This window comes from Mastigocoleus testarum BC008, from assembly GCF_001456025.1.
In the GTDB taxonomy this organism is placed as follows: domain Bacteria; phylum Cyanobacteriota; class Cyanobacteriia; order Cyanobacteriales; family Nostocaceae; genus Mastigocoleus; species Mastigocoleus testarum.
Genome location: NZ_LMTZ01000078.1, coordinates 1 through 11,647, shown reverse-complemented (window position 1 = coordinate 11,647; position 11,647 = coordinate 1). Strand labels below are relative to the sequence as shown.

General features: G+C 37.5%; 8 protein-coding genes. 3 read left to right on the top strand and 5 right to left on the bottom strand.

Features of this window, described 5'->3' with window-relative positions; genetic code table 11:
- Window positions 1-671: 671 nt before the first annotated feature.
- Together BC008_RS12610 and BC008_RS12605 are read right to left on the bottom strand one after the other, a co-directional pair.
- Entirely contained in the window at window positions 672-1,889 is a 1,218-nt protein-coding gene (locus tag BC008_RS12610; RefSeq protein WP_036268235.1) for a helix-turn-helix domain-containing protein, read from the bottom strand.
- A gap of 596 nt (window positions 1,890-2,485) precedes the next feature.
- Entirely contained in the window at window positions 2,486-3,358 is an 873-nt protein-coding gene (locus BC008_RS12605; RefSeq protein WP_027846241.1) for an alpha/beta hydrolase, read from the bottom strand.
- Window positions 3,359-3,561: 203 nt separating this feature from the next.
- On the opposite strand from BC008_RS12605, the gene BC008_RS12600 reads away from it, so the two are divergent.
- Complete coding sequence (locus tag BC008_RS12600) at window positions 3,562-4,386, top strand: helix-turn-helix domain-containing protein (RefSeq protein ID WP_058183571.1); 825 nt, start codon at window positions 3,562-3,564, stop codon at window positions 4,384-4,386.
- A gap of 39 nt (window positions 4,387-4,425) precedes the next feature.
- Here BC008_RS12600 and gatA read toward each other — a convergent pair whose 3' ends face one another.
- Complete coding sequence (gene gatA / locus BC008_RS12595; RefSeq protein ID WP_027846242.1) at window positions 4,426-5,880, bottom strand: Asp-tRNA(Asn)/Glu-tRNA(Gln) amidotransferase subunit GatA; 1,455 nt, start codon at window positions 5,878-5,880, stop codon at window positions 4,426-4,428.
- 470 nt (window positions 5,881-6,350) lie between these two features.
- A complete protein-coding gene (locus BC008_RS48250; protein ID WP_161938110.1) occupies window positions 6,351-6,578 on the bottom strand; it encodes a hypothetical protein in 228 nt (75 codons plus the stop codon).
- Between the two features lie 40 nt (window positions 6,579-6,618).
- Between BC008_RS48250 and BC008_RS12590 the strand changes: the two genes are divergently transcribed.
- Window positions 6,619-7,971 (top strand): helix-hairpin-helix domain-containing protein, encoded by a 1,353-nt coding sequence (locus BC008_RS12590; protein ID WP_027846418.1) that lies wholly within the window; start codon window positions 6,619-6,621, stop codon window positions 7,969-7,971.
- A 514-nt stretch (window positions 7,972-8,485) separates the two neighbouring features.
- On the top strand, window positions 8,486-9,025 hold the full coding sequence (locus BC008_RS12585) for a hypothetical protein (protein WP_027846419.1): 540 nt from the start codon (window positions 8,486-8,488) through the stop codon (window positions 9,023-9,025).
- A 596-nt stretch (window positions 9,026-9,621) separates the two neighbouring features.
- On the opposite strand, the gene BC008_RS12580 is transcribed toward BC008_RS12585, so the two are convergent.
- Entirely contained in the window at window positions 9,622-10,692 is a 1,071-nt protein-coding gene (locus BC008_RS12580; protein WP_027846420.1) for an LOG family protein, read from the bottom strand.
- Between the last annotated feature and the right edge of the window lie 955 nt (window positions 10,693-11,647).

Sequence of the window (11,647 nt, the reverse complement as noted above, 5' to 3'; positions counted from 1 at the left end):
TATTTATCATTGTTCGTTGTTAGACCGATATCTTTGCCCGTATTATCTCGTAGTTTTTTTCATAAATCAAATATGATTCCTATAGGAATCAAAAAATAAAGAGTTTTTTATACTTGTTTCTGTGCGTTCGCTTATTTTGAAACTCTATAGGACTTACGCAAAATTAATTTATTTTTTTATTAATATATAAAGAAATTTGGAATGATTAGTCAGTAATAAAAATCAGTCAATTGTCTCCAGTGAAAGATTTTTATAGGGCAATATATAAATCCTTACAGGAGGCGAGAAAAATCTAATTACTCTACAGAAGGGAGCGCTGTGCGCAATTCAAAAGTCATTATTAGCGCCTAGCGGAGCGTAATGTAGTTATTGCGTGTCCGCAGGACATAAGTCAAAAGTCATTAGCATGACGTGTCCGCAGGACGTAACAGACCAGGCTCATGTCTAAAACACTTTGCTAACAGCGTTAGTGCAGTGGGGTTCCAGCACAGCAAAAGTCGAAATTAATGTCTTAAGCTAATTGTGTATTGCTGTATCCAAATAACTCTAAATCACCTAAATTTCAACTTTAACCTCTAAAAACTTGGTGGAAATCATATAGCTATACAGCGATCGCTAAAGCTAACTGTCAACTACTAACTGTTAGCTGTTAACTGATAACTGACCACCGTCTACATTGCTTCAGGTGGTGCGATGTCAGAACCAACCACAACCCCAGAAACATTAGACTGTAAACCGGGTTTAGTAATGGGTTCCTTGTCTTGCTGTTTGTGGCTAATAGAAGACGTATTAGAATTGCTGTTGATTAATAACTTATTTGCTTCAGCTTGTTGAGACATAAAGTGTAATCCCCCGATCGCTCCAGCAACAAACGCCGTATAACCAACATACAAGTGAATTGGACGAATTTGTAATGTCCAGTCAGTACTACTATTAGGATCTTCATACCAAGAAGGTAAGACTGATTGAGTTTTTGGATCTGCAAGGGGTATAGAAGCAGCCAAAGCAGTACCATTCATTCCTAAAGCGTTACCCATCACTCGGATAAAACCACGGACAAATACATCTTCTGGTAATAATTCCCACTGACCATTTTCTACTGCTTCCATCTTATGTACTGGAACATGGGTGTAAGTATTGAGTTGTTCCAGAGAAAGATGTCTTAATACTCGGGCTTCCTTAAGTTGTTGACCGATTTCAAGTAAAATTTTCTTCCGATGCTGCAGCATTTGCTGTTCTAATTGGACTAAGGAAGCTTTCTTATTTGAATTGAGCCAATTCATTAAGGGATTACTAGAGTTTTTAGCTGCGTTAGCATATCGAGATTTTTTCACTTTATCTGCATTCTTACTTTTAGCGGTTAAGGTGGGTTGTGGTTTAGCACTAGTTAAGTAATTTGATAAATCTGTAGAAGCTTGGGATTCAGATGCTACTGGCTCACTTGTAGTATGTGCATTCTGAGAATTGGCTACTGACTCAATACTTGAAGTCTTATTACTTGAGATTTTGTTACCTGAGATTTTGTTACCTGAGATTTCGTTACTTGACATCTCGTTACTTGACATCTCGTTACTTGAAATCTCATGGTTTGGGATCTCACTATTTGAGATTTCATTGCTTGTTTCTTGCTTTACAGCGATTACCTTTTGGTGTTGTTGTATAAATTGTCTAAATGCTAAGCCAATAGCTTCTCTTCCCACAGCTTTAAATAATACTTTGGCTTGTTCTGCAGAAGAACCCAATAACTTTTGTGTGTTGGTTAAAGCACAACGATATACCTTGGAACGATGCAACTCAGTTTCAATATCACCTAGGATGGAACGTAATTCATCCTGGGAAATTTCAATGGTCGAATTTCCAGAGAGAGTTAAGGTGTATACAGATGTCATTGTGATTTTTAAACTAAGATAGGCTATAACTGTATCTGTGTAATTTTTTCTGGTCTGAAATAACTTTTCCGGATTATTAGTTACAGTTTTCTTAGTCTTTAAATCGTAATTACCGAAGTTATATTTGCACAATAAATATGATAAAGACGATCCAAAGTTGATTTTGGGTCCCTAAATAATGATTTTAATTTTTGTGACAAAACTTACAGCAGAATTCAGGAGTCAGAAGACAGGAATCAGGAGTAGGATCTGCTTTATATATAACTGAATTTCAGTTTTTGAACTGTACCTCACCTAGTTGCAATCCGCTATAAATATGTGCTATGGCGTGTTCTCAAACTGCGTTCCGATCTCTTCTAGCCGATACATAGAAATAGTCAAAGTCCCCCAAATCAGCGGGGGATTTAGGGGGATCTTAAAATCAAGCAATAAATCAATGTCCCCAACTCAGCGGGGGATTTAGGGGATCTAACAAGTTTTGCTCATAATTAGCAACTAACAGCTAAAATTTCGCTGTATGATGCAGCAGGGTTTAGTTCGCACATAGATTGCAAATTTAGAAATGTTGCGATCGCAGAGTAAATAATAGATACTCCTTAATTCGCTGCAGCAAACTTAGACATCTCAACTAGCGAAAGCACCGCTTGTTCATACTCATGGGGTGCAACTTCTGCAACATCGTTATGACCTGCATCTGGGATCATAACAAGTTTTTTCGGTTCAGGAGCTAAAGTGTATAAGTTCCGGCTCATAAAAGCTGGTACAGTCGAATCATTAAGACCGTGAATAAATAATACCGGCATTTTTAGGTTTGATAATTTCTTACTCGATTCAAAACGCTGTGTCAAAATCAAATCTACCGGAAAAATAGAAAACATTTTCTTCAGAGCAACCATGTCTCGAATGGAAGTAAAAGAACTTTCAACTATCAATCCAGCCGCATCTGATTTTTTTGCTGCTAAATCTACCGCGATCGCTCCCCCTAAAGAATGTCCGTAAATAAAGATTTGCTCAGATGGAATTTTTTGCTTATTATGTAAGTAATTCCACGCAGCAACAGCGTCCTGATAAACTTGTGATTCCCTAGGAAAACTTCCCTGACTGCGACCATAACCGCGATAATCAATTAGCAGCACCGAAAATCCCAGTTCTCGAAAAAAGTTTGCACGATTAATATTAGCGCCTATATTTAGGCCATTACCATGCAGATACAGCAATACTTTATTACTTGGCTTATCTGCTTTCATCCACCAAGCGTGAATGAGTTGAGATTTTTTATTGGGAACCTCTACAGGCAACCAAACATCTTGGTAAGAGATATTAAAATATAGTGGAGTTTTTTCTAAATTCGCAGAAGGGAAAAATATTAACCGGGGCTGATAAAAAAACAGGAAAATGCAAGAACAAATGTAGGCAATTACGGAAGACAAAATCACCCATATTGGTAGTTTTAATAGATATTTAATCAAAGAACTCTGCTTATTTTTGACATCTTATAGTATTTATATATACATTATTAATCTCTTGCAAAGAAAGTTTTAATGACTTTAAACTGGAAATGAATAGTCGGATAAAATTTTGTAATCACTTTAATAGACAAGTCTTATTATTTACTTTAGTTTAAGTAAATTCCCTATTAGTCTTACTTATTACATGGATATCAGGAGATACTGTGAAGGTACAGAATGAGACCCAAGAGCAAAAATTTAAGGAAATAGGTGCCGCTTTAAAGCAAGCGCGTGAGGAAAAATCAATTCGCCTTGAAGAACTCGCACTCCATACACGTATCCGAATGATATATTTGCAAGCCTTGGAGAATGGAAAGTTTGAAGAATTACCTGAAACTATTTATGTCCGAGGATTTATATATCGTTACGGTGATGCGGTTGGGCTTGATGGTAAAGCTTTAGCCGAGATGTTTAGCGATACATTCCAAAAAGAGGAACTGAAAGAAAATATTGAAACCACACAATCAAAAACTAATTTTAATTTACCATTTCTGTCGTTGTTTTACATTTTTTTAATAGTTTCAGCGTCCTTTGGATTATTTTTTGTGCTCAGACCCCGACCACAAGTAGAATCAACTGCTCAGAACCAAAGTTCGCTACCAGTTAGCTCGCAAAAAACAACGTCAAAAGAATCAATATCAAACTCAATATCACAACCTAAGCTTAAAGCAACACGGTCTCAGAACCCAGCAGCGAAATCAACAGTACAAGTTAGCCTTAAACTTACAGGTAGATCGTGGATGGAAGTAATAGTAGATAACAAAACTGTAGTTAACGGATTTATGGAAGAAGGGCAAAATCAAAGCTGGACAGCAAAAGAAGAATTAACCGTACGTGCAGGAGATGCAGCAGTTGTGTTCATTTCCAAAGACGATAAGGAACCAGAAGCAATGGGTGCAAAGGGAGAAGTCAAACAAATAACATTTAAGCCTGAAGGAGTAAACGATACTGTGTCCGCACCTCCCCAAACACTATCAGTTGGTGATTGAGATTTGTCGATGAGTAATCGCCAATAACTAACCAATTACTCAAATTTTTGGCGTGCGCAAATGCCAATCGGTAGATTGCTCGTAAGCATAAGCGATTTGGAATAATTGTTCTTCACCAAGAACTCTACCAATCATTTGTAATCCAACAGGTAAACCATTATCGTCAAATCCACAAGGAATACTGATCCCCGGTAAGCCAGCGAGGTTTACAGGAATTGTCATTAAATCAGTTAAATACATACTTAATGGATCGTCCTTTTCTCCCGCTTTAAAAGCTGTCATGGGAACTGTAGGACAAACTAAAACATCAACTTGACGAAACGCCTTTTCAAAATCTTCTTTAATTAAGGTACGGAATTTCTGCGCTTTTAAGTAATAAGCATCATAATAGCCAGCCGAAAGAGTATAGGTACCAATCATAATTCGGCGCTTCACCTCTTGTCCAAAACCATGGGCGCGGGTGCGGTTATACATTGATATTAGACTTTCGGCTTCTTCGTCCCGTAGACCATATTTAACTCCATCGTAACGGGCGAGGTTAGCCGATGCTTCCGAAGGTGCAATAATGTAATAGCTGGCGATCCCGTAACGGAAGTTAGGACAGGAAATGACATGAATTTCTGCACCTAAATTTTGCAATTGTTCAATTGCTTTAGTTACAGCCTTTTCAACCTGTGAATCTATACCTTCACCAAAAGTTTCTTTGATGATACCGATTCTGACTTGTCCTCGACGTTTGAGGTCTGGTTTAAAATTAGCGGCATAGTCGGGGATATCAACCTTGAGGCTAGTGGAATCTTTGGGATCGTAACCAGCAATATGACTCAATAATATAGCGCTATCTTCTACGTTGCGAGAAAAAGGACCAATTTGGTCTAGGGAAGAAGCATAAGCTACTAAACCATAACGGGAAACTAATCCGTAGGTGGGTTTCATTCCAATTACGCCGCAAAAAGATGCTGGTTGTCGAATAGAACCACCAGTATCAGAGCCAAGAGAAACAGTACATTCTCCTGCTGCAACTGCTGCTGCAGAACCTCCAGAAGAACCGCCAGGAACTCGCGATACATCCCAAGGGTTATTTGTGAGTTTATAGGCAGAGTTTTCTGTAGAACTACCCATCGCGAACTCATCTAAATTAGTTTTTCCTACCAGTACCGCTCCAGCCTCTGCCAGTTTCTGGGTTACGGTAGATTCGTAAGGGGGAACAAAGTTTTCGAGAATTTTAGAACCACAGGTAGTAGTAATTCCCTTGGTACACATGTTGTCCTTAATAGCTATGGGGATACCGGCTAACATTCCGATTTCTTCCCCTGCAGCGATTTTGGCATCTACCTGTTGCGCTTGTTTTAAAGCTTTATCGGCTGTGATATGTAAAAAACTATTGACATCGGGTTCTACGGCTTGAATTCTATCTAATGTTTCTTGAGTGATTTCAACTGCAGAACGTTCTTTTTTTACTAGTTGTTCGTGCAACTTGCGGATGGATACCATGATTGCTCTCTTTGTGACTCAAGTGATTGATTTTAGTACAGCTTGATATCCTGCGATCCATTAAATTCAGCTAAATAAAATTTTTTGCCTGTGACGACTTTAAATTAATATTTATTTTTATCTGGCAGGCATCGCTCGGAATAACATACAGATAATTTAAAGGGTAATGGGGGTAATGGGTAGTGAGTAATGAGTAATGAGTAATGGGTAATGAGTAATGAGTAATGGGTAATGAGTAATGAGTAATGGGTAATGAGTAATGAGTAATAAGTAATGAGTAATGAGTAATGAGTAATGAGTAATGAGTAATGAGTAATGAGTAATGAGTAATGAGTAATGAGTAATGAGTAATGAGTAATGAGTAATAAGTAATGGTTAGCGCCTAGCGCAAGCGTACCGTAAGGTATTGCGGGGCGCGTTCACAAAGTGTTAGCAAGGCGGGGGGGCGTAAGCACAGACAATGAGGGTGTCTACAGCGCACAGTAATTGGTAATGGGTAATTGGTAATTGGTAATTTTTACTCTTAATTCCTGACTTCTAACTCCTGACTTCTGACTTCTGATTTCTGACTCCTGACTCCTGATTTCTGACTCCTGACTCCTGATTTCTGACTCCTGACTCCTGACTTCTGACTCCTGACTTCTGACTCCTGACTCCTGACTCCTGTATTCTTTTCTTTCTTCCCTCAGCGATCGCAATTAAATCAGTTTGACATATTTACTTTAGGAAATCTAAAAAATGGTAAAAATAATTACAAGACGGTCTTTGTCATCGCAAAACGTATACGATATTGGCGTTGAGAAAGATCATAATTTTTTAATTAAAAATGGTTTAGTTGCTTCTAACTGTTTTAATAAATCTCACTCTACGGCATATGGGTATGTAACTTATCAGACTGCCTACCTCAAAGCAAATTATCCTTTGGAGTATATGGCGGCGTTATTAACCGCTAACAGCAACGATACAGATAAGGTGCAAAAATATATCTCTACCTGTTTAAACATGGGTATTCAGATCGAAGCACCAGATATCAACCGTTCGCGAGTAGATTTTACTCCCTTGGATGAGAAAATTTTATTCGGTTTGTCAGCTGTTCGTCATGTGGGACAAAATGCGATCGCTTCAATTTTGGTTGCTAGAGATAAAGAAGGTAATTTTAAATCCTTGGCTAATTTTTGCGATCGCGTAGATTTGAGTTCTGTAAATCGCCGTACCTTAGAAGCATTAATTAATTGTGGAGCTTTTGACAAAATAAATCCCAACCGCAATCAATTAGTCCACGATCTGGAATTGGTATATGATTGGGCACAATCCCGGGCTAGAGATCGAGCCACAGGTCAAGGTAATTTGTTCGATTTGTTAGGTGGGGGATTTTCTAGCAGTAATACGACAAATAAAAACGCCGTTTTTGATTCTGCTCCCAAAGCCAAACCTGTTTCCGATTTACCACCCCAAGAAAAGTTACGTAAAGAAAAAGATTTATTAGGTTTTTACGTTTCAGATCATCCATTAAAATCAGTCCGCGAATCAGCACTAATACTTGCTCCAATTAACCTTTCCCAATTAGGAGAAAAAACTGAAGGGAGTAATATTTGCGCTGTTGTGATGCTTAATAACGTCAAAAAAGTGATAACTAAAAAGGGCGATCCAATGGCTATCTTACAAATTGAAGATTTAACATCACAATCTGAAGCTGTTGTATTTCCTAGAACCTATGAGCGAGTTAGCAATTTACTCCAAGTTGATACCAGACTAATTATTTGGGGCAAAATCGATAAACGGGATGACCAAAGTCAACTGATAGTCGAAGATGCAGAACCAGTCGAACAAGTGCAAATGGTCATGGTCGAACTCAGTCCGTCACAAGCAAGCGCAATTGAAGAACAAGACCGTCTGCGCAACGTTTTAACTCAAAATTCCAGAGATAAAGAAAGTGCGAAAGTCCCTGTAATTGGAGTAATTAGGGCGGGGAATCATCGTCAACTAGTTCGCTTTGGTAAGCAGTTTTGGGTAGAAGATTGGAGAACAGCAGTTCAAGCACTCCAAAATGCTCGATTCTCTGCTTACGTAAAGAATTTAACCACCAATTAATTTTTTTTATTAAACCACATAGTATTCATACAAAATGAATTTAATACACTGAGGTTACCGGAATTGAGCAATACAAAAACCCACCTTCGTAGGAATTCAGATGAGTATAGGATTCCCAACTTATTTTAGTGCCCTTAGGGCTCTAGCTCTGCATATCTCTAAGTATTGTCGACTACAAACATTGCTTAGTACAGCTATAACTACCACTATAGACTTAGCAGGATGCAACGGTGGAACATTTTCCCAAGGTACTTATATGCTGACTACTAAATTAAACAGAAATTATACTTAGATATTTTCAAAGGTCAAATAAAATTCCTGTAAATTAGTTTCAATTTTTACATTAACTATTCCTGCATACCTGAATGTTAGCATAGTCATCAGTTTATTTACTTACACAAAAAATAATTTATTGTGTGTTTAGTTACTTCTGCGGATGATGCCCGTGTACAGAACATGGTATAGTTTTATGCCATAGACATTATGGGTAATTAGGCAGAGGAGTAAATACTTAATGACCGCCGATGAAACTAATAATTTTGTGGCGTACTGTAAAATAATTCAACCCCAATCTCAGAAAGATATTCAGAGGTTTTTTGAGGGGGTTGTAGGTTTTCCATACGATAAAGAACTTCTCTTGCAAGCCTACTTATTCTTGAATATCAAAGATATATTTCCTTCTTGTTCTGAATTATTACTATTCGAGAAATCACCAATTGCAGACTACACTGATTTAGGAAAGTGTGATTTTGTTTATCTAACGTCGAATCATAAATTATTTATTATTGAAACTAAATTTATAGATACCGAAGCGACGGGAGCGACGGAAAGAAAAAGAAGAAATAAGCACAGAAATAAAGTATTCGATCAGGTCATTACTCTCAAAAAGCGTTTTAGTGAGTACTGGAACATTCAAAGTGACCAACTAGAGTGTGGAGTATTTACCACAGATTCAGAAGTCAGTTGGCGTGGTAATGGAGTTAATGTTGTGACTAAATCGGTAACAATAGAAAATCTTGAGCAATGGCGAATCAATTATCTTGAAAAAAAATAAAAATTTAGAGACACGACAGAGGCTATGACTATAGCTGCACTACCTACGGAGCCGTTACTTACAGATCCACTGACGCTATGAGATGCAGCTTGCGCTGTTATCCACAAGACGCTTACAAACAGCCCAGGTGCGGCTCAGGTTCTGTTGCGTCTCTACCAAATTCAGTGTTATTTGAACTGTATTGAAATATAAAGACGTTGTGAAAATCGAATTTGGTATGAAATAGCATTCACCGTAGGTGCGGTTCATCTCAAAAGATTAAGGGTTGGTAACGAGCGCGTAAGTCTAATTAGGGATAGAAAAAAATAAGAAGTATCAAGTAATACTTGAATTTTGTGAAGAGCAATATTATTATTTGTTCGCCACCTCAACCTTGTATGATTTGTAGTTAGGCTATTTCCGAAAGGATATTGACAAGAGACGCTGATAGACCTCAAAAGTAGTGTTAAAACACTGCTAAAACAAACATCTTCTTAAAAAGATAGCTCTACTACAAACCATACAAATTGTCTTCTCAGAGTATTGGATGTGGGATTATTTCTTCTACTATTTCACGTTGCTACTCTTTTGAAAAATCAAAAATACCGAGGAAAAATTTACTTTCGTTCTGGATGTGCTGCATCCTCTACAGAAGGAATGCCCATTTGATTGATAGTTGCAATCATTTGGTACAAACGTCCTAAATCGCGTTGGTTGAAGTGCAAGATTAGACGAGGTAGCTCAAAAGTCTCATCTTGTCCTTCTTTAGCCAAGGCTTGACTTTTTTCAATCCGTCCTTTGACAAGGATGTCGCTGAATTCTGTATTTAGTTGCTCCACCTCAGTTTCCGATAATTCAACTCGAAGACGAATCACTAATTTTTCGTCTACATAGCGACTAGAGTGGTATACCCGATAAAAATTAGTAATAGCGTCGCAAGCTACTTCTAAATTATCTGTAACGGTGTAAAGACAAGGGTCCTCAGGGCTTACAAGACCTTTTGCAACTAGTTGCTTGTTGACGTATTCACTCCAAGAATGCCAGTAATCACCTCCTGGATGGTCAATGAAGACTACTGGAACGGGACCAAACTTACCTGTTTGACTCAGCGTCATACACTCAAAAGCTTCATCCTGAGTACCAAACCCACCAGCAAATAATGCCACAGCATCACTTTCTTTGAGAAGAAATAACTTACGGGTAAAGAAATATTTGAAGTGAATTAGTTTGGGGTCACCCTCAATCACGGGGTTTGCTTCCTGTTCGAAGGGTAATTGAATATTCAAACCAAAGGATTTTTCTCTTCCTGCTCCTTCGTTACCTGCTTGCATAATTCCACTACCACCACCAGTCATGACCATAAAACCCAGTTGGGAAACACGACGGGCAAATTCTGAAGCCATAAGATATTCAGGTGTATCTGACTTGAGACGAGCGGAACCAAAAACTGTTACTTTACGAACGTGTCTATAAGCATGAAATAGTTCAAAACCTTGCTCCATATCTGTGAGAGCGGCTGAAAGTATTTTCCAATCGAGGCGATCGATATTACTCTCAGATAAATTAACTATGGTCGTAAGTGCTTGTTTAATAAATTGCCGATGTTTCAAGCTTGGTAAACGTTCGAGCAATTGAACGATATCCGCTTGGAAAGAATCTAATGCATGGAAAGAGGTAGGTGAACTCATGATAAATATAGCTAATGAAGCGTTACAGTTTAGACAACTATATGGTGTTAATTAACTAAATACTGTTTGACTCAAACCATAAGTTAAATGATTTGAGCAACAAGTAAAAAAAGAATTAACGAGTGATTTTTAGTTCCAAATTTAAGATTCCAAATTTAAGATTTCAAATTTAAGATTCCAAATTTAAGATTCTGCACCTATTGATTACAAATCATCACTCGTAAATTTCTACAATCCTCTGCACCATATCTTTCAGAGGCAAATGGTTTCCGTGTGTTCCACAGTACCTTTTGATGATTATAGAACCGACACCTTGAAAAAATGGATAAGAGTTTCAATATTTTTCCTTCTCCCAACACTCGTGATTACTTAAAAGTATTGTGTGATGAATTGTATGATGGTCGAACTGGTAATTCCAATTCCTGGCTTGGTTTTTAGCTTACTGTTAGGATTTTGCTCTCACTTCTTGGCTTACCTAATTTGAATGTGACTTCTATGATCTTGCAGACTTTGATTTGGATCTTTTACTTTTGCTATTCAAGTATCGCCTCATGGAATAAACTAATTCTTAGCGATCGCCTTTATAGATATCCTGAACCTCAAACAAGGCGTAAGAGAAGTCAGAACTTTAACACCATAAAATGGATATCGCATTAGTATCATTCACCACAATCACAGGTAAAATATAAGAATTCCTAGGGCAGCTTTTTATGAAAAATCAAATTTATCCTGGAAATCAAGGATGCAAACCCCATTATTTACTCAAATTGAGTCAGACCAATAAGATTTATTTTTAAAACAATAAGGATAACATTTTAAACCGAATATTTTTACTAACTAAAATAATTATTTGCAAATATAAATAATTTATATAGGAATCATATTTGATTTATGAAAAAAACTACGAGATAATACGGGCAAAGATATCGGTCTAACAACGAACAATGATAAATAA

Excerpts from the sequence above, each read along its gene's own strand:
- gatA (WP_027846242.1), bottom strand. The coding sequence starts at position 5,880 with ATGGTATCCATCCGCAAGTTGCACGAACAACTAGTAAAAAAAGAACGT.
- BC008_RS12580 (WP_027846420.1), bottom strand. The coding sequence starts at position 10,692 with ATGAGTTCACCTACCTCTTTCCATGCATTAGATTCTTTCCAAGCGGAT.
- BC008_RS12590 (WP_027846418.1), top strand. The coding sequence starts at position 6,619 with ATGGTAAAAATAATTACAAGACGGTCTTTGTCATCGCAAAACGTATAC.
- BC008_RS12585 (WP_027846419.1), top strand. The coding sequence starts at position 8,486 with ATGACCGCCGATGAAACTAATAATTTTGTGGCGTACTGTAAAATAATT.
- BC008_RS12610 (WP_036268235.1), bottom strand. The coding sequence starts at position 1,889 with ATGACATCTGTATACACCTTAACTCTCTCTGGAAATTCGACCATTGAA.